The following is an 18,434-nucleotide window of genomic DNA, read 5'->3' as shown; positions in this document are numbered from 1 at the left end:
CTTCGGGTATAACTGTCTGCATAGAGAATAGGGGCAGATCACCATGAGTAAAGCGTTTGAATTTTCGATTAAGAGTATTCGTTTTGACGAAAATTATCGTCCAGCCGACAATACGCGCATTACCACCAATTTTGCGAATTTAGCCAGAGGCGAAGCTCGTGAAGAGAATCTGCGTAATACATTGACGATGATCAATAATCGTTTCAATGATCTTGCCCAGTGGGATAATCCAAATGGTGATCGTTACGCCTTAGAACTCGATATTATTTCGGTCGGGATTGATGTTGAAGGCAACGGTGAAACGTTTCCAACGATTGAAATTTTAAAAACCACAATCATCGATTATCAAATCAATCAGCGTATAGATGGTATTGTGGGCAATAACTTTTCTTCGTATGTTCGGGATTACGATTTTAGCGTTTTGCTCTTGGAACATAATAAAAATCAGGCAAAGTTTAGCATTCCAGAAAATTATGGCGATTTACACGGTAAAATCTTTAAGTCGTTTGTCAACTCAGCAGCCTACAAGCAGAACTTTGCCAAGCAGCCTGTAATTTGCTTAAGCGTATCGAACACCAAGACTTATCACCGCACAACCAATGAGCATCCTGTACTCGGTGTGGAATATCAACAAGAAGCTTATTCATTGACCGATGAATATTTTGCCAAAATGGGTCTAAAAGTCCGTTATTTCATGCCAAAAAATAGCGTGGCACCACTGGCATTTTATTTCCAAGGTGACTTGCTGCGTGATTATACCGATCTTGAGCTGATAGCGACCATCAGCACCATGGAAAGTTTCCAGAAGATTTATCGTCCAGAAATTTACAATGCCAACTCAGCCGCTGGAAAAATTTATCAGCCAAGCTTAAAGCACCAAGATTTCTCATTGACACGCATTGTGTATGACCGCGAAGAGCGTAGTCAGTTGGCAATCAAACAAGGCAAGTGGACAGAAGAACACTTCATCAAACCGTACCAAGATATTTTGACGCAATGGGCTGCAACTTACACAGAAACAGGTCATTCGGATAAAAAGACTTACGCTGAAAAAAATTGTGCTGCTGTTTAACTTAAGATAGAAGATTATTGATTATGAAACGTGTATTACCGACATCAACTGCTGGCAGCTTACCAAAACCGTCTTGGATTGCAGAACCTGAAAAACTTTGGTCACCGTGGAAACTCGAAGGCGATGATCTAGTACAAGGCAAACGTGACGCATTGCTTGTGTCTTTGCAAGAGCAGCTACATGCTGGTATTGATATCGTCAGTGATGGTGAACAAACGCGTCAGCATTTCGTGACCACCTTTATTGAGCATCTTGATGGCGTAGATTTTGAAAAGCGTGAAACGGTTCGAATTCGTAACCGTTACGATGCCAGCGTACCAACGGTTGTCGGCGCAGTTTCACGCCAGAAGCCGGTATTTGTAGAAGATGCCAAGTTTCTGCGTCAGCAAACCACACAACCAATTAAATGGGCACTGCCTGGCCCAATGACCATGATCGATACCCTATTTGATGCGCACTATAAGAGCCGTGAAAAGTTGGCGTGGGAATTTGCTAAAATTCTGAACCAAGAAGCGTTAGAATTAGAAGCAGCGGGTGTAGACATCATCCAGTTCGATGAACCAGCATTTAACGTATTCTTTGATGAAGTCAATGACTGGGGCGTTGCTACACTTGAGCGTGCGCTTGAAGGCCTTAAATGCGAAACAGCAGTACATATCTGCTATGGTTATGGCATTAAAGCCAATACAGACTGGAAGAAAACGCTTGGTTCAGAATGGCGTCAGTATGAAGAAGCCTTTCCTAAGCTACAGCAGTCAAAGATCGACATTATCTCACTTGAATGTCACAATTCACGTGTACCTATGGATCTGATTGAACTGATCCGTGGTAAAAAAGTCATGGTGGGTGCAATTGATGTTGCAACCAATACGGTTGAAACACCAGAAGAAGTGGCAGATACCTTGCGTAAAGCCTTACAGTTTGTTGATGCAGATAAATTGTATCCATCGACCAACTGCGGTATGACTCCACTCGCACGTCACGTTGCACGCGGTAAATTACAGGCCCTGAGTGCAGGTGCCGAAATTATTCGCCGTGAACTTTCAGCCTAAGCGTTTTAATCATCCTGGGGATATAAATGCCTTGGGGTGAATCAGTAAATTCAGTCGGTGACCTGTGCCTGTTGGGCATAGGATTCAATTGAGGAAGATGGGAATGGTTGCAGCAACAGACTTTCGAAACGCAATGTCGTTATTATCCAGTGCGGTCAGCGTTGTGACCACAGCGGGCATGTCAGGGCGCTACGGATTTACTGCATCTGCGGTGTGTAGCGTGACCGATACACCACCTACTTTATTGGTTTGCATGAATCAGTCTGCCAGCTCTCACGCGCATTTTCTCAAAAATAAAATCCTGAGTGTGAATGTACTCGGTGCCCAGCATGAGCAGCTCTCGACGGTGTTTGCATCGAAGCTTAGTCCTGAAGAACGCTTTCAACATGGCCAATGGATTGAGCTGGAAACAGGTTCGCCGGTTTTAAATGATGCATTGGTCAGCTTTGATTGTGAAATCGAGCAAATTCAGCAAGTGGGCACACACACCATTTTTATTTGTCCGATTGTGGCAATTCGTCAGCAGCATCATGAGCAAGGTTTGGTTTATTTCAACCGTGCCTATCATCATGTAGGTGAAACAACGCTGGCGTAAATGACCGTTTAAAAACAGATTTAAAATATAAAAAATGCCTGTCTCGTGACAGGCATTTTTAATTTAGGCATGTTGTTTGAGCGTTTCAAGCATATCCGCTTCTGGTTCGTAAGCGGCATCCACTTCTTTGGTAATAGCTTGCCCTACAATCACCTGAGTGCCGTTAAATGTCATGGTCGGTGCGCCGTATAATGTCCAGCCCTGATTCAAGGCTTTGCTGACTCTTGCACAAAACTGGGCATCGTCTGGACCGGTTAAATAGCGATAAAGTTGCATGTTATATGTGCTCTATTCGATTAACTGTTTCAAGATACAGTGTCGTGTCACTAAAGCAAGCGAGATGATTCCAGCATCTGAGTGCAGTATCTCGATACATACTTAAGCGGTTATCGTTTTATTTTAGAGATATGCATCATTTGATTTAAGGCAATACTTCAAAAGCTAAAAACTGGGTATTTTTTTGATTTTGGAAGTTATTGTCTGAAACTAAAATGAGTGTACGATGCCCATTGGCCAATGTAGGCCCCCAACTGATGCCTTCAATATTTTCAATTTTGATAGAGTTGTATTGAATCGGAAGCTCAAGAAGTGTTTGCTTAGATATAGATTGGTATTGAGCATTGACTAAACTTGAAATTTGACGCACGTCAGTTGTGTTTGGCTGAATCGTTGCCTTCACAATTCGAATCGTATTGCCTACCAAATCGGCATATGCACGTTCAATCACCAAAAATTCATTTTCACTTAATGCCAGCATTTCTGAAACACCATTGTCTGGTCGAAAGGTCTCTGGTGGACTGTCTACTGGAATTTTGGGGATATCATAAGCGTATTGCGCTGTGTTTTGTCCTGTGTTGATATCAAATTTTAAAAACCGAATGACACTACCATTGTTGATGCTGGTCATTGGTCCATCTTGAATTAAGGCATCTTCTGTCGCAGCAAATAATTCTCCTTTGGGTGTTAAGGTCAGTGCTTCAAATAATTTATTACTGCGTCCACCTTGCGTCAGATTATCTTGATAATAAAAAGCTTTTGGAATATCAAATTGTCTAATAATTGAGCCATCTAAGCTATATTCACGGATAAAAGGTTGGTACAGATCGGTGCTGTTGCTGGAATAATTCCCTTCACTTGAGATATAAACATGACCATTTTGAGCCATTCGTATCGATTCCGGATCGATAGTTTTACGGCCTATCGGATGCAATTGATTATTTTCATCATGTAGATAAATCATTTTATTGATGGTAATGGATGATATTTGGTTGGCATCTAGTGCAATATCTAAAACATAGGCACGAGGATTCGCGACTTCACCACGATCGTCCGAGATCGCCCAATAATGACCTTCACTGTCTCGATCAATTCCAGAAATTCCTCCAAATTCAACCCCATTAAACTGAGTTTGGGCAGCAATGTTATAGTCGCCAATCAAGCGTAGCCCACTGATCGAATTGGCTGTAGAGGGAGAGATTGAGGTGCTACTTTGAGAGTTGCTATTTTTACAACTGATGAATAGAAAACTTAAGCTACAGATTAGGCACAAGCGACTCAATTGACGAGAATATGCGTGCATGAATAAAGCCCCCAGTAATGAGTTATAGGTGCTTTAAGCTAAATCCACTCAGTGTCAATTTAATGAATGTGAATCACGTTTAAAAGGATATGTTTCTTGAAAAACCTAGTGATTCCTTTTCATGCTGAATAATGTTTTTTAATGTCAGTCTAGATAAGGACTTATAGATCGTCGTGCGGTTGAGGAAAGAATTAAGAAATAACTCTACGCTTAGGGGGCAGATTCACTCATTCAAAGCAAATCTGCCGATGCGTATTTTTTACTTCAACAAAATTGCCAGATCAATCAATGGCGCTGTGCTTGACGTACCAATAGTCGATGCTGCCACATTTGGCGTACCATCAACGCTGACTGCTGCGCGTGCGCGGGTATCGCTGGTGGTTGTGGTATTGATATCAACTCGATAAAGCACAGAAGGCCCAGTGCTTCCTGCCACTGTTGCCAGTGCCAGACCGTTATCACCACCTGCAATATCAAAGCCGTTGTCGGTGCCCAAGCTAATTCCTAGCCCACCAATTCGATTAATCGTACCGTTGTTTGGCGGGTCTTGTTTGACCAGCGTTTGATTGGTTTGATCAAGATCAAACAGTTCGGTTGCTACGCCACTGATTGCAGTTTTGAAGCTGTTGGTATACGCCGCTGCCGTGACAATTGCACCCGCAATGCCATTAATGTCACCATCTTTAATGGTTTCGCCCGTATCGACATTAATACGCAGGCTTTGTCCACTGTTACTGATCACACGTAAGCGATCCGCCGCAGGGTTAAAGTCCACTGCAAAAGAGGTTCCTTGTAAGCCGGCGTAACTACTACCCGTAGCAGGCTTAAGAGGGGTTACCAAAGTGGCGACGCCTGTATCGGTATTGATGGTATAGAGATTGGCTTTGTTGGTCAGACCGTACAATACGCCAGACTTATCGGTGGTGGTGCGTAGTCGGTAATCGATACCAATAAATTTCTCATCGACCTGTACGCCACTAATTGAACGCTCTTGGACACTATTTGGTGTGCTCAACGAGAACACCACCAGCTTATTGTTGGCATTTAAGCCAATACCTGTTGCGGTGGTATCTTTGGCACGTTTGAGTGCCAGTCCGCGAATGCCTGAAGTATTGAAGCTGCTGGCCAGCGCCGCACTATTAAATACGGCAGGGTTACTGGTGCCCACATTCCCGACATTAATTTGATACAGTTTATAGCTTCCTGCCGCTTTTAAGGCCGCATAGCCAACGTTACTCACTGGATCGATATCAAAACCGCTGCCACCTTGGAAATCCAGTCCTTCTGCAAGTCGTGCAGAAGTTCCTAGCGTACCCGCATTGGCGTTTTGTAAATAAATACTGTCGGTGGTCTGGTCGATACTAAATAAGCGTGTGGTCGCGGTGCCTGCAAATGCATTGGTATAGGCAGCGGCAACAATGACTGGACTGCTGGTGGTCGGGTTGATATCGAGATCTGTAATCGTCGCACCAGTGTCGACGTTGATGCGCAGATTTTGCCCTGTATTGGTGATGACACGTAAACGATCGGCCACGGGATTAAAATTGACCGTAATCAGTTCTGCATCGCCATTAATTTTAGTAAAAGGCGCATTACCGTCAGTGGTATCTGTCGGATCAGCTGTTAACTTTCTTAAGAAAGTCGCTGCACCAGTACTCGGATCGACGGTATACAAATTACCTTGTAAGCCAACGGCATAAAGCTTTTCGTCTTTCGGACGATAATCGATCCCCACAAGCTGATCGTTGGCTTGAAGCATGGAGATTTTTTTCGATGATACAATCTGATCTGGCGTGTCGCGGTTTACAGAGGCAATGGAGCCATCTGCAGTTAATATGATGGTATCTCCTGTAGCACTTGATGATACGTTATCATCGCTATCGGAGTCTGAGTTGCATCCTGTAATCAAAAGGCAGCTTGCCGATGCAAGTGCCAATGCCAATATACTTTTTTTCATGAGTTTTATTTCCAGCACTGTTTGGAGTGGTTAAACAAGGTACAAGGAATGAGTGATCAACTTCCCCAGTCGCATTTGTTATTCCGCTGTGTTCTAATTGTGTCCTGTATAAATCGTGAACGATTTACTATTCTTAAGTTAGAGTTGTGATCAAATTTTGTAAATAAAAGAATTATTTTTGATCGATGTAAATTGGTCATTTAAGTGTAAGTCTTCACGTCAAATTCACATGGTTTATGGGTAAAAAGTAAACAGTGTAAGATTTTCTACACGCTGATACCGATCTGACTAAACAAATCACTATCATCGAACGCTTGGATACGTTCACAAAAAATTCACTGTACTGTCGTTACCCTAAAATCGAAAATGATGATGTACCAGTGGCTGTAGCACTTTTTTATTGCATATATTGCGGCAAAAACTCACTAACCTTTTGAATCCAGTGGGCCTTTTTCTTATTAAATTCGGATTTAGATTTGTCGCTTCATAGAAGCTATTTAAAGCGCCTGATCTTGTCATTCATGATGATGTATCCGGGTTTGATCTCATTGGTTTTTTACAAGCGGATAAACTCATGGCTATAGAATTCGTTGCAAAATCAAAATTACCGACCGCTTATGGTGATTTCGACATTCATGTGTTTCAAGATCCCAAAACGGGCGAAGAGCATGTGGCGCTGAGTAAAGGCGGTGCGGATCTCTCTGGACAACCCGTGTTGGTGCGCATTCACTCAGAGTGTTTAACGGGGGATGCTTTCGGCTCACTCAAGTGTGATTGTGGTCCTCAATTGCATGCCACGATGAAGATGATTCATGATGCAGGGCAAGGTGTGATTCTGTATTTGCGTCAGGAAGGGCGTGGCATTGGCTTAACCAATAAAATTCGCGCCTATGCATTGCAAGATCAGGGGCATGATACAGTTGATGCGAATTTATTGCTCAACCTTCCTGCCGATGCGCGTCGCTATGATATGTGCTCGATTATGCTGGGTCATCTCAAGGTAGAAGAAGTGAAATTAATTACCAATAATCCTTTAAAAATAAAAGCACTACAAGATTTAGGAATCAATGTGGTTGATCGTGTGCGATTAACAGTCGGACTGAATATCTTCAATCAAGATTATTTGAATACCAAACAAAAACGCATGTCTCACATGTATGAAGAAAGCGATTTTTAATCGGCCTTTCATCAACATTGAAAGTCACAGTTTTCCTGCGCTGTAGTTGAAAAGGCAAAGATTTCGGATCTTTGCCTTTTTTTGTGGTCTGTGTTGTTTTATGCTGCTGTTCGGCGTGAGATAAAAAATTCGCTATACTTTTGCCACAACTCAACAGATGAGCGTCAGATTATGCGTGTACTTGTCGTAATGGATCCGATTGAAACGGTGAATCTTAAAAAAGATTCGACTATGGCCATGCTGTGGGCAGCGAGCCGACGAGGTCATCAATTAGGATATGCATTACAGCACGACTTATATATCGATCAAGGTAAGGCCTGTGGTCTGATTGCACCTCTCACCGTATTTGAAGATTACCAGCACTATTACGAACTGGGCGAGAAGCAAAAACAGTCGCTAGCCGACTACGATGTGATCTTGATGCGTAAAGATCCGCCGTTTGACATGAACTTTGTCTATACCACCTACATTTTGGAGCAGGCGGAGCGTGAAGGGGTGTGGATCATCAATAAACCGCAGTCCCTGCGTGACTGTAACGAAAAACTCTTTGCCACGCAGTTTCCAGAGCTACAAGTGCCGACACTGGTAACATCGCAGCAGAGCTTAATCCGCGAGTTCATTCAAGCGCATAGTGATGTGATTGTTAAACCGCTCGACGGGATGGGCGGGATGGGAATTTTCCGCCTGCATCAAGGCGGGCAGAATATTGGCTCAACTTTGGAAATGCTCACAGAAATGGGAACGCGTCCGATCATGGCGCAACGCTATATCCCTGAAATTGTAGATGGCGATAAACGAATATTGATGATCAATGGTGAGCCAGTGCCGTACTGTTTAGCACGCATTCCGCAAAATGGAGAAGTGCGAGGGAATTTGGCTGCTGGTGGTTTAGGTGAAGCACGTCCACTCACAGAAAATGACAAAAAAATTGCAGCCAAAGTGGGGCCATTTTTACGTGAAAAAGGCTTGGTCTTTGTCGGGCTCGATGTTATTGGAAATTACGTCACGGAAATTAATGTGACCAGTCCAACCTGTATCCGCGAGATCGATGCGCAGTTTGGTACTTCAATTGCCGATATGTTGTTTGATGTGCTAGAAGCAGATCGTCCACAGTAAAAAATAAATCACGCTATGTCCTTGTCGGCCAGTGTCTACAAGGGCATTAGATAATTCTAAAAATGATTATTTTGATTTTTATGCAGTTAATATATTTTTTGCTGTAGAACAACCAAAAAACACTATGCTTTATGTTGCAAACACGTGAAATAAGCTTTTCGTTGCGTGTGCTTTAGGATTAGAATAATCCGCTAAATAAATACCTGTTATTTCCCTTGTTTTTGAGCTAAAGAAGTATACCGTGACTGAAGCATCACAACGTAAATCCAAACATGTCATGATGATGGCTGCCGGTACAGGCGGTCATGTCTTTCCCGCATTGGCGGTTGCAAAACAATTGCAGCAACAAGGGTGCCAAGTGGCATGGCTGGCAACACCTACAGGGATGGAAAATCGACTGCTCAAAGACCAGGATATTCCGATTTATCAGATTGATATTCAAGGTGTGCGTGGCAATGGTGCGGTGCGTAAACTCATGGCACCATTTAAAATCATGAAAGCCACGTACAGTGCCATGCGTTATATGAAGCAGCTTAAAATCGATGCAGTCGCGGGCTTCGGTGGTTATGTGGCAGGGCCTGGCGGGCTTGCCGCGCGTATTTTAGGGATACCGGTGCTGATTCATGAGCAAAATGCGGTTGCAGGCTTTACCAATACGCAGCTCGCACGTGTTGCTGCAAAAGTCTGTGAAGCTTTCCCCAATACGTTTCCTGCACATAGCAAAGTCGTAACCACAGGTAATCCGGTGCGTCAGGAAATTTCAGCCATTCTTAGTCCGAAGTGGCGCTATGACAGCCGTGAAGCAGCTGGCCAACCACTAAATATTTTAATTGTAGGCGGATCGTTGGGAGCACAGGCACTCAATGAACGTTTGCCAGAGGCGCTGTTAAAGCTCCGATTGCCGCTCAATATTTTTCATCAATGTGGGCAAAAACAGCTTGATGACACCCGTGCACGCTATGCCAATGCACCCTCTCATGTACATGTACAAGTGATGCCGTTTATCGAAGATATGGCACAGGCTTATAGCGATGCCGATCTGATTATTTGCCGTGCTGGTGCGCTAACCGTCACTGAAGTGGCAACAGCCGGTGTGGCGGCAGTTTTTATACCATTACCCATCGCAGTGGATGATCACCAAACTGCCAATGCCAAGTTTTTAGCTGATGTCGGTGCTGCCAAAATTTGCCAACAATCTAGCATGACGCCAGAAACGCTCGATGCATTGTTGCGCCCGCTCATGAATCGTCAGTTACTCTCTGAAATGGCCGTGAAAGCCCGCCAACATGCGCAACCCAATGCTACCCAACACGTGGTAGACCTTATTGAAACTTTGTAAGTTAGAGTGCCCTATGTCACCAACAACCCCAGCCGATCAAGCCAAAAAACTCATTAAAGTTCCTGAGATGCGCCGTATTAAACACATTTATTTTGTGGGAATCGGTGGTGCTGGGATGTGCGGCATTGCAGAAGTTTTAAAAAACCAAGGGTATAAAATATCTGGCTCGGATATCAAAGCCTCTAAAACCACGGCACAGCTTGAAGAAAAAGGCGTAAAAGTTTATATCGGACACAGTGCCGAAAACCTGAAAGCTGTAGATGTACTGGTGGTATCGACAGCCATCGATCAGGAAAACCCTGAAATTAAAGCAGCGATGGAGCAGCGTATTCCTGTGGTGCGCCGTGCAGAAATGCTGGGTGAGCTGATGCGCTACCGTCATGGGATTGCAGTTGCAGGCACGCATGGTAAAACCACAACCACCAGCTTGCTGACCACCATGTTGGCCGAAGAAAATCTGGATCCAACTTATGTGATTGGCGGTTTGCTCAATCGTACCGGAGTGAATGCTGCGCTCGGTGCAAGTCGCTTTATTGTGGCCGAAGCTGATGAATCCGACGCCTCATTTTTATATTTGCAACCAATGGCCGCCATTATTACCAATGTCGATGCGGACCATATGGATACCTACGGTGGAAGCTTCGACAAATTAAAAGATACCTTTGTCGAGTTTATTCATCGTTTACCGTTTTACGGTTTGGCTGTGGTGTGTGGCGATGATCAGAATGTGCGTGAAATCATGCCACGTTTTGGCCGCCCAACCTTGACCTATGGCTTTAATGAAGACAACGATATTCGTGCTGTAGACGTGGTGCAAGAAGGCATGCAGTCGCATTTTACCGTATTGCGAAAAGATCGCGAACCATTGCGTCTGACGGTTAATCAGCCAGGGCTGCACAACATTTTAAATGCACTTGCAGCGATTGGTGTGGCCACCGATGAAGGGGTTTCCGATGCAGCGATTGGTCGTGCGCTAGAAGGTTTTAGTGGTGTTGGACGCCGTTTTCAGGTGCAAGGTGAATATGCACTTGGTGATGGAGATGTCAAACTGGTCGATGATTATGGCCACCATCCAAAAGAAGTCGAAGCCACCATTAAAGCGGCCCGTCAAAGCCATCCAGATCGTCGTCTGGTCATGATGTTTCAACCGCATCGTTACAGCCGTACCCGTGACTGTTTCGATGATTTTGTAGAAGTGCTGTCACAGGTGGACCAACTGCTGTTGCTCGAAGTTTACCCTGCGGGTGAAAAGCCGATTGTTGGTGCCGACAGCCGCGCCTTGGCACGAAGTATCCGCCTACGTGGTGATGTAGAGCCTATTTTGGTCGATCCGGTTGAAGGCAATTTGCCCAACATCATACAAAAAGTGTTACAAGCAAATGACTTGTTATTGACGCAAGGTGCGGGTAACGTGGGAGCAATTTCAGTCGATCTTGCCCAGCAGCATTTGTATTTAAAATCAGTGTAATGGTTTTGGTCAGATTCAGTGTGCGAAAAATTTAAGGATAAAAACGTGTCAAATGCGTCAAAGTTCGGCAAAGTTGCCGTGTTGTTTGGTGGGAAATCAGCTGAGCGAGAAGTTTCTTTAGATAGTGGTCAGGCCGTACTCGATGCATTGTTACGTTCGGGTGTTCAAGCAGAAGCATTTGATCCTAAAGAACGTAGCGTCACCGAACTGGTGGGTTACGATCGCGCGTTTATCGTATTGCATGGTCGGGGCGGGGAAGACGGCCAGATTCAAGGTGTACTGGAATGGTTAGATATTCCTTATACCGGAACAGGTGTACAAGGCTCCGCCATTGGCATGGATAAAATTAAGACCAAGCAAATTTGGCAGGGCAGTGACTTACCGACTGCACCTTACCGGATTATCAATAAAGATTCAGATTTGAACGAAATTGTGGCGTCTCTTAACCTGCCTGTGATCATCAAGCCAGTACATGAAGGCTCAAGTATTGGCATGAGTAAAGTCGAAAAAATGGCAGACTTTGCAACCGCCATTGAAAAAGCAACCGCCCATGATGCCGTGGTAATGGCTGAACAATGGATCACGGGGCGCGAGTACACGATTGTGGTGCTAAATGGTCAAGCTTTGCCCGTCATTCGTTTGCAGCCACCTCAAGACGTGGCGTTTTACGATTACGATGCCAAGTATCAGCGTAACGATGTGCAATACGGTATTCCGTCGGGATTGTCCGATGCCGATGAAAAGAAACTACAAGCACTCACTTTGCGTGCCTTTCATGCCGTTGGAGCCAGTGGTTGGGGGCGTGTCGATGCGATGCAGGATGAGCATGGAAACTTCTGGTTGCTCGAAATCAATACTGTACCGGGAATGACCAGCCATTCGCTTGTACCAAAGGCTGCGCAGGCCGTTGGAATCGATTTTGATGCACTGTGCGTTGAAATTTTAGCGCAAACTCTTACAGGTTCGACACACTAAATATGGCTCAGCTTCCAGCATCCATGCGTCGTAAACGAGCGGCGATTACATCCATTCATGAAAAGCCACCCACGCGCAAGCAAAAGCTTGCCAATATTGGTGGCTGGATCTTGCTGTGTATTGCATTTGTGGTGCTGGCTGCTGGCGTGTTTGGTTTGTATAAAGTGATTACCGATGCAAAAATTGCCGATTTAGACATTGTCGGCACACGCTCTGGTATCGAGCAATCACAGCTTGAGCAGCATATACGACCCATCATCAAAGAAAATTACTTTACCTCGGATCTAGAGCAGATCCGCGACAAAGCACTAGAGATTTCTTGGGTAGATCGCGTAGTGGTATCACGTGCTTGGCCCAATAGTATTCGTGTACGGATTATGCCGCGACATCCAATTGCACGCTGGGGCACGGGCCGATTGCTCAGTGACAGCGGCGATGTGTATGCAGAAGCCGAACTCAAAAATCATCCAAATTTACCGATGCTACATGGGCCAATCACCCAGTCGAAGGCCATGATGCGTCGCTATAACGAAATTAATCAATTATTCCAGCCCGTCAATTTACGTTTAACCGAGCTTTATCTCACCGAGCGTATGACGTGGTTTATGCAATTTGATTCTGGTCTGCGTATTATTGTGGATCAAGATCAAACCATGAGTAAACTGCAACGTTTAAGCCATCTGGCTCAAACTGACCTGAAACCAGTGTGGTCCAAAATCTCAGCCATTGATTTACGCTATAGAAATGGATTATCACTACAATGGAAAACAGGCGCACCGCCTAAGATACTAAATGGTCAGTTTGTTGTAACGAGTGATGACACAAATGTTGCATCTGGAATAACAGCAAAGCCATAATGTTTGGCTTTAAAAATAACAGGCATTTTGCCATATTATACAACGAACGAATGGTAGTGAGTAATGAGTGAAGCTGTTCCCTCGATTGTTGCGATTGACATTGGGACGCATAAAGTTTCAGTTTTAATTGGTAAAGTTCACGCACCGGATAACATTCAAGTCATCGGGATGGCGACTGCACGCAACCGTGGCATGAATAAAGGAAAAATCGTCAGTCTCGATAAGGTCATTTCGGCAATTAAAAATGCAGTGGCTGAAGCAGAGAATATGGCGGAATGTCGTGTGCACACGGCATGGGTGTCAATTCCAACAACAGAATTACAAAGTTTTTATGCCTCTGGCCGAACGCCGATTGCCAAAGCCGACCACACCATCACCACCAATGAAGTGGTACGTGCCTTAGAGCTGGCCAAAGCCAGTCATGTCACGCCAGATTATTATTTGGCCAGTGCGGTGCCGTTAGGTTTTGAGCTCGACGACGAATCAGAGTGGGTACAAAATCCGATCAATATGTCGGCGCATAGCATGACCGGTCATTATCAGCTGATGATGATGCCGATCAGTATCATGCAGAATCTGGATCGGGCCATGAAAGGCGCCAACATTGGTGTTGAAAAGATGGTGGTGTCGTGTTTGGCGACTGCCGAAGCCAGCCTGCTCAAAGACGAAAAAGAATATGGTGTGTGTTTGCTCGATATGGGTGCAGGTATTTCTAATCTTGCGGTATATTTAGACGGACGTTTAGCACTGGCACGTACTTTGCAGCGCGGTGGGGAAAATGTAACTCGTGACATTGCAGCAGTACTGCAAACCACCACGGAAGAAGCAGAACGTATTAAAATTCTGCATGGTTGCGTGGATTTGAGTGCGATCAAACCCGATCAGATGATTCAGGTACAGGCGATTGATGGGCCACAAACCATTAGTCGTATTGAGCTAGCAGAAATCATCATTGCACGCTATGAAGAGATTTTAGGTCAGGTTCGTGATGAACTTGAGCGTAGTGGTGCCATTCATGGTCTGTATCATGGTGTGGTTTTAACAGGTGATGCTTGTCAGATTGAAGGTATGGTGAGTCTGGCACGCCGTATACTGGGTGTTTCGGCACATTTAGGTAATCCGCCATTACAGGTGTATGCTGATGAACAGCATCAGGCGGCTATGCGTCGCTCGATGTATGCCACAGCTGCGGGCTTACTGATGTTTAGCCAAAGTGAACTGCAAGATACCGTTGAAGATTCTGAAGAGGTCGCCCAGCGTTCATTGTGGAATCGGGTTGCAAATGGTTGGAATACCTTAAATACCAAGTTAAAAGCCATCTTTTAAGGTGTATGTATTTTTGGACAATATTGTTGGGAAGTTGTAATAGAAAATTGTCGTACTTGACAAGGTCACTCTTGAGCAGCATCCTAAAAATGAAGTTTTATTAAAGATCAAGGCAGTATACGGGCTGAAGTGACTGCCAATATGAATTAGGGAACTCTACAGGTCATGGCCTCATTTGAATTTATAGAAGATGAACTAAGCGATAGCAACGGTCAAGCCCGTTTCACTGTGTTTGGTGTAGGTGGTGGTGGCGGAAATGCCGTACAGCACATGGTGCAATCCGACATCAAAGGTGTGAAATTTGTTTGCGCCAATACAGACAAGCAAGCTTTAGATAGCATGAATGCACCTTTTAAGATGCAGCTTGGTGAGCAAAGCACACGTGGTTTGGGTGCAGGTGCAAACCCGGAAGTGGGTCAGATTGCAGCAGAAGAAAGCCGCGAAATTATCCGCCAGCATTTAGAAGGCACCGATATGGTGTTTGTGACTGCCGGTATGGGCGGTGGAACCGGAACTGGTGCTGCGCCAGTTGTGGCTGAAATCGCACAAGAGATGGGCATCTTAACCGTTGGTGTAGTAACAACGCCATTTAACTTTGAAGGCCGCCGTCGTTTGCGTGCTGCCGAAAAAGGTATAGAAGCACTTGAGGCACATGTTGATTCATTGATTATTATTCCAAATCAGCGTTTGCTCAGTGTCTATGGCGACATCTCAATGCGTGATGCGTACAAAAAAGCAGATGATGTCTTGCTTAATGCGGTACGTAGTATCTTTGATTTAGTAGTCAACCGTGGTCACATTAACCTTGACTTCGCCGATTTGAAAACTGCCATGAGTACCCGTGGCTACGCCATGATGGGTGCTGGTTTAGGCCGTGGTGAAGATCGTGCGCGTCAGGCAGCTGAGCAAGCCATTCGCAGTCCGCTGCTCGATAATGTCAATATCATTAATGCCAAGGGTGTATTGATCAACATTACCGGTGGTGATGATATTACCTTGCGTGAAACCGAGATTATTACCGACGTGGTTAACCAGATTGTCGATCTTGATGAAGGCGAGATTTTCTACGGTACGGTATTTGACCCTGAAGCACGCGATGAATTACGTGTGACTGTGATTGCAACAGGGTTAACGCGTAATGCCTCTGAAGCAGAACCGCGTAAACGTCATGTTCAACATCATGTGAATGTACCAAGTGCACATACAACTGATGACGATGACGTACCAGCGATTAACAAGCGTCAGGGTGTTGAAGCGGCAGCTGCACCAAGCTCTTCACCACGCTCTTCACCGATGAGTATTCAGGATTATCTTAAAAATCAACAACGTAAATAATAACGTTATTGAGTTAACTAAAAGGTAGTGAGATTCACTACCTTTTTTATTTTTTATCAATAGCTAAATATGCTAACTTATATCGGTTTTTAGAGATAAAGTAAGCGTAGCATGTTGAAACAACGTACCCTCAAACGCGTGGTTAAGGCGAGTGGCATTGGTCTTCATAGTGGTCAGAAGGTCATGATCAATTTTTTGCCTCATGCAATTGACGGTGGCATTGTATTTCGCCGGATTGATTTAGATCCACCAGTCGACATTCACGCCGATGCTTTGCTCATTCAAGAAGCATTCATGTGTTCCAATCTGGTCATTGATAATGTCAAAGTGGGCACCATTGAGCATGTCATGAGTGCAATTGCAGGATTGGGAATAGATAACCTGATTATTGAAGTGTCTGCCTCGGAAGTTCCGATTATGGATGGTAGTGCAGGGCCGTTTATCTATTTATTGATGCAAGGTGAACTGTGTGAACAGGATGCCCCAAAAAAGTTTATAAAAATCTTAAAACCTGTTGAAGCACTGATCAACGATAAAAAAGCCATTTTTACTCCGCACGATGGCTTTCAACTTAATTTTACCATTGATTTTGATCATCCAGCCTTTGCCAAAGAATACCAGTCAGCCACGATTGATTTTTCGACCGAAACGTTTGTATACGAGGTGAGTGAAGCACGTACATTTGGCTTCATGAAAGATTTGGATTACTTAAAAGCCAATAATCTTGCACTGGGCGCCAGCCTTGAAAATGCCATTGGTGTAGATGATACCGGTGTTGTGAATGAAGAAGGCTTGCGTTTTTCGGATGAGTTTGTACGCCATAAGATATTAGACGCCGTAGGGGACTTGTATTTGATGGGTCATCAGATTATTGCCAAGTTCGATGGCTACAAATCTGGCCATGCTTTAAATAACCAGTTACTTCGCAACGTACAAAGCGATCTAGCCAATTATAAAATTGTAACATTTGATGACGCACAGGATTGCCCAATTTCTTACGTAAACATTGGCTAAGTCATTGTCTCGCAGTTGTTATGTTATAGTGTAATTCTTTAAAGAGATAACTGCATCACAGATTTAACGCACCGCGAGCCAGACCTAACGCTCGAGATTATTTTTTATTGCTTGCCAAACGTAGTAAAGCTTGGCTAAGCTTAGGGTCGCTCACCAAACCAGCAGCACCTTGTAACATATCTTGGGTTTCTGGTGGGAGAGAGGTAACTGACGGTGATGATGTTGGGGGAAGTTGCGATTTTGGTCGTAAACGCACTTGGAGTCGTTGCAGTTCGTGTAAGCCTTCTAGTTGAGCTAATTTCGTAATGTATTGTGTTTGAAGATAACCGAGCTGACTAATCATGGCCTGATTTTCGCCGGTGAGGGTCAAGACACCATATTGATAACAGACTACTTGCCATTTTTCAGGTTGCGGCAATAAGGGTTGAATTAATTTCGTAAGTTTTTGCCACTGTGCAACTTGCGTTGTAAGAAACGTTAAGTTTCCTGTTTTTATGTGTTTTCTTGTTTGTTGAAACACGTTTTTAGGTTCAGACATAGTCGTGACTCACTGCAGGCAATGTCTCATCTTATACGCGTCATTCAATGGATATCAAGGAAGAGATCACGCAAGGAACTTTTAGTAAGAACAGTTTCACGAGGTTTTTTATGCATACGCGTCGAATTTTACTTGCTTTTTCTCTGGCAGCTTCTGCCGCATCAGTTGCTTTCGCTGATTACCAAACGATTGACCAGACAGATACATCATCCGACCGACTCGAACAGCTTTCCCGTACACTCAGTCAAGGTTCTTACACGCATCCAGACGATTTGGATATTCCCGGTAAGACACAGGTTTCAGTCACCTTACGAGAAAAAACAACTGAACTGAACAATCAAAGCATCGAAAAAAAGTACGGTAAATCCTCTTCTTCGCGTTATAGCGCCGCCTCAAATAACAGCCCTTACTCATGGTTAGTAACGCATCCATTGCCAGACATGGTGCGTGTCTCTTCGGAATTTGGTACACGAACTTTACTCGGCACCACACGCGCACATGAAGGAATTGATCTCTCTGCGCCAAGTGGTACACCGATCTATGCTTCTGGCCCAGGTATTGTGACCAAGGCGGGTTGGGGTACAGGTTATGGTCAATATGTCGAGATTAATCACGGCAACGGTTACCTCACACGCTATGCACATGCTTCACGCGTGATGGTACAGGTCGGTGACCGTGTAGGTGCGGGTGAGCACATTGCCAATGTTGGCTGTACAGGGCGCTGCACGGGACCACATTTACACTTTGAAGTGGTGAAAGACGGTCAGCGCAAGAATCCAGGTTCTTATCTTGCCATGTTGCCATAAGTTCTTTATATCCATCTGACTCCTGTTTTATTGAATCTTGCTTTACATAAATTCTTAACAATAAACAAACCGCGCAAAAGTCGCGGTTTGTTTATTTTTGAGTCAAATTTGACTCTAACATCAAATTTCAAATACTCGTGTATAAAAAAACAGCTTTAATTGGCGTTTTTTTGTTATTTTGGGTTATAAAAAGTCAATCAGTATTTATTATCTAAATAATAGTGCCTA

The 18,434-nt window shown here is 44.3% G+C and carries 17 protein-coding genes; 13 read left to right on the top strand and 4 right to left on the bottom strand.

Annotation, left to right across the window (positions count from 1 at the left end):
• Positions 1 to 43: 43 nt before the first annotated feature.
• The 3 genes from L2096_RS04070 (at position 44) to L2096_RS04060 (ending at position 2,719) form a co-directional block, all read left to right on the top strand.
• Positions 44 to 1,072 (top strand): DUF1852 domain-containing protein, encoded by a 1,029-nt coding sequence (locus L2096_RS04070; RefSeq protein ID WP_250364920.1) that lies wholly within the window; start codon positions 44 to 46, stop codon positions 1,070 to 1,072.
• A gap of 23 nt (positions 1,073 to 1,095) precedes the next feature.
• Positions 1,096 to 2,124, top strand: coding sequence for a methionine synthase (locus tag L2096_RS04065; RefSeq protein ID WP_055415526.1), 1,029 nt, complete (start codon positions 1,096 to 1,098; stop codon positions 2,122 to 2,124).
• 103 nt (positions 2,125 to 2,227) lie between these two features.
• Positions 2,228 to 2,719, top strand: coding sequence for a flavin reductase (locus L2096_RS04060; RefSeq protein ID WP_048765366.1), 492 nt, complete (start codon positions 2,228 to 2,230; stop codon positions 2,717 to 2,719).
• Between the two features lie 63 nt (positions 2,720 to 2,782).
• Here L2096_RS04060 and L2096_RS04055 read toward each other — a convergent pair whose 3' ends face one another.
• From L2096_RS04055 to L2096_RS04045, 3 genes are all read right to left on the bottom strand, one after another.
• On the bottom strand, positions 2,783 to 2,995 hold the full coding sequence (locus tag L2096_RS04055; protein WP_004933879.1) for a DUF1737 domain-containing protein: 213 nt from the start codon (positions 2,993 to 2,995) through the stop codon (positions 2,783 to 2,785).
• Between the two features lie 145 nt (positions 2,996 to 3,140).
• Positions 3,141 to 4,298: an esterase-like activity of phytase family protein gene (locus L2096_RS04050; RefSeq protein WP_250364919.1), complete on the bottom strand. Its 1,158-nt coding sequence runs from the start codon at positions 4,296 to 4,298 to the stop codon at positions 3,141 to 3,143.
• Between the two features lie 259 nt (positions 4,299 to 4,557).
• Positions 4,558 to 6,255, bottom strand: a complete 1,698-nt coding sequence (locus L2096_RS04045) for a DUF4394 domain-containing protein (protein WP_250364918.1) — start codon at positions 6,253 to 6,255, stop codon at positions 4,558 to 4,560.
• Between the two features lie 574 nt (positions 6,256 to 6,829).
• Here L2096_RS04045 and ribA point away from each other — a divergent pair.
• From ribA to lpxC, 9 genes are all read left to right on the top strand, one after another.
• A complete protein-coding gene (ribA, locus tag L2096_RS04040) occupies positions 6,830 to 7,432 on the top strand; it encodes a GTP cyclohydrolase II (RefSeq protein WP_004933891.1) in 603 nt (200 codons plus the stop codon).
• Positions 7,433 to 7,603: 171 nt separating this feature from the next.
• Positions 7,604 to 8,548, top strand: coding sequence for a glutathione synthase (gene gshB, locus L2096_RS04035; protein WP_004944798.1), 945 nt, complete (start codon positions 7,604 to 7,606; stop codon positions 8,546 to 8,548).
• Positions 8,549 to 8,789: 241 nt separating this feature from the next.
• A complete protein-coding gene (gene murG, locus L2096_RS04030; protein WP_250364917.1) occupies positions 8,790 to 9,887 on the top strand; it encodes an undecaprenyldiphospho-muramoylpentapeptide beta-N-acetylglucosaminyltransferase in 1,098 nt (365 codons plus the stop codon).
• Between the two features lie 13 nt (positions 9,888 to 9,900).
• Positions 9,901 to 11,355, top strand: a complete 1,455-nt coding sequence (murC, locus tag L2096_RS04025; protein ID WP_004933901.1) for a UDP-N-acetylmuramate--L-alanine ligase — start codon at positions 9,901 to 9,903, stop codon at positions 11,353 to 11,355.
• Between the two features lie 45 nt (positions 11,356 to 11,400).
• On the top strand, positions 11,401 to 12,330 hold the full coding sequence (locus tag L2096_RS04020; RefSeq protein ID WP_004944800.1) for a D-alanine--D-alanine ligase: 930 nt from the start codon (positions 11,401 to 11,403) through the stop codon (positions 12,328 to 12,330).
• A 2-nt stretch (positions 12,331 to 12,332) separates the two neighbouring features.
• Positions 12,333 to 13,187 (top strand): cell division protein FtsQ/DivIB, encoded by an 855-nt coding sequence (locus L2096_RS04015; protein WP_004944803.1) that lies wholly within the window; start codon positions 12,333 to 12,335, stop codon positions 13,185 to 13,187.
• Positions 13,188 to 13,250: 63 nt separating this feature from the next.
• The gene (gene ftsA, locus L2096_RS04010; protein ID WP_004933909.1) at positions 13,251 to 14,513 is read left to right on the top strand and encodes a cell division protein FtsA; all 1,263 of its coding nucleotides are present in this window, start codon (positions 13,251 to 13,253) and stop codon (positions 14,511 to 14,513) included.
• Between the two features lie 165 nt (positions 14,514 to 14,678).
• Entirely contained in the window at positions 14,679 to 15,848 is a 1,170-nt protein-coding gene (gene ftsZ, locus L2096_RS04005) for a cell division protein FtsZ (RefSeq protein WP_004933913.1), read from the top strand.
• Positions 15,849 to 15,959: 111 nt separating this feature from the next.
• Positions 15,960 to 16,862: a UDP-3-O-acyl-N-acetylglucosamine deacetylase gene (gene lpxC, locus L2096_RS04000; RefSeq protein ID WP_076033187.1), complete on the top strand. Its 903-nt coding sequence runs from the start codon at positions 15,960 to 15,962 to the stop codon at positions 16,860 to 16,862.
• Between the two features lie 97 nt (positions 16,863 to 16,959).
• Here lpxC and L2096_RS03995 read toward each other — a convergent pair whose 3' ends face one another.
• Positions 16,960 to 17,400, bottom strand: a complete 441-nt coding sequence (locus L2096_RS03995; protein ID WP_004933917.1) for a hypothetical protein — start codon at positions 17,398 to 17,400, stop codon at positions 16,960 to 16,962.
• A gap of 110 nt (positions 17,401 to 17,510) precedes the next feature.
• Between L2096_RS03995 and L2096_RS03990 the strand changes: the two genes are divergently transcribed.
• On the top strand, positions 17,511 to 18,206 hold the full coding sequence (locus tag L2096_RS03990; RefSeq protein WP_004933921.1) for a M23 family metallopeptidase: 696 nt from the start codon (positions 17,511 to 17,513) through the stop codon (positions 18,204 to 18,206).
• Positions 18,207 to 18,434: the final 228 nt, after the last annotated feature.

The organism is Acinetobacter sp. ACZLY 512, from assembly GCF_023614015.1.
Classification (GTDB): domain Bacteria; phylum Pseudomonadota; class Gammaproteobacteria; order Pseudomonadales; family Moraxellaceae; genus Acinetobacter; species Acinetobacter soli.
The sequence above is the reverse complement of the archived record's forward strand: the minus strand, read 5'-3'. Positions and strand labels throughout refer to the sequence as shown.

Coding starts and splice junctions, on each gene's coding strand:
- L2096_RS04070 (WP_250364920.1), top strand. CDS start 44: ATGAGTAAAGCGTTTGAATTTTCGATTAAGAGTATTCGTTTTGACGAA.
- L2096_RS04065 (WP_055415526.1), top strand. CDS start 1,096: ATGAAACGTGTATTACCGACATCAACTGCTGGCAGCTTACCAAAACCG.
- L2096_RS04060 (WP_048765366.1), top strand. CDS start 2,228: ATGGTTGCAGCAACAGACTTTCGAAACGCAATGTCGTTATTATCCAGT.
- L2096_RS04055 (WP_004933879.1), bottom strand. CDS start 2,995: ATGCAACTTTATCGCTATTTAACCGGTCCAGACGATGCCCAGTTTTGT.
- L2096_RS04050 (WP_250364919.1), bottom strand. CDS start 4,298: ATGCACGCATATTCTCGTCAATTGAGTCGCTTGTGCCTAATCTGTAGC.
- L2096_RS04045 (WP_250364918.1), bottom strand. CDS start 6,255: ATGAAAAAAAGTATATTGGCATTGGCACTTGCATCGGCAAGCTGCCTT.
- ribA (WP_004933891.1), top strand. CDS start 6,830: ATGGCTATAGAATTCGTTGCAAAATCAAAATTACCGACCGCTTATGGT.
- gshB (WP_004944798.1), top strand. CDS start 7,604: ATGCGTGTACTTGTCGTAATGGATCCGATTGAAACGGTGAATCTTAAA.
- murC (WP_004933901.1), top strand. CDS start 9,901: ATGTCACCAACAACCCCAGCCGATCAAGCCAAAAAACTCATTAAAGTT.
- L2096_RS04015 (WP_004944803.1), top strand. CDS start 12,333: ATGGCTCAGCTTCCAGCATCCATGCGTCGTAAACGAGCGGCGATTACA.
- ftsA (WP_004933909.1), top strand. CDS start 13,251: ATGAGTGAAGCTGTTCCCTCGATTGTTGCGATTGACATTGGGACGCAT.
- ftsZ (WP_004933913.1), top strand. CDS start 14,679: ATGGCCTCATTTGAATTTATAGAAGATGAACTAAGCGATAGCAACGGT.
- lpxC (WP_076033187.1), top strand. CDS start 15,960: ATGTTGAAACAACGTACCCTCAAACGCGTGGTTAAGGCGAGTGGCATT.
- L2096_RS03995 (WP_004933917.1), bottom strand. CDS start 17,400: ATGTCTGAACCTAAAAACGTGTTTCAACAAACAAGAAAACACATAAAA.
- L2096_RS03990 (WP_004933921.1), top strand. CDS start 17,511: ATGCATACGCGTCGAATTTTACTTGCTTTTTCTCTGGCAGCTTCTGCC.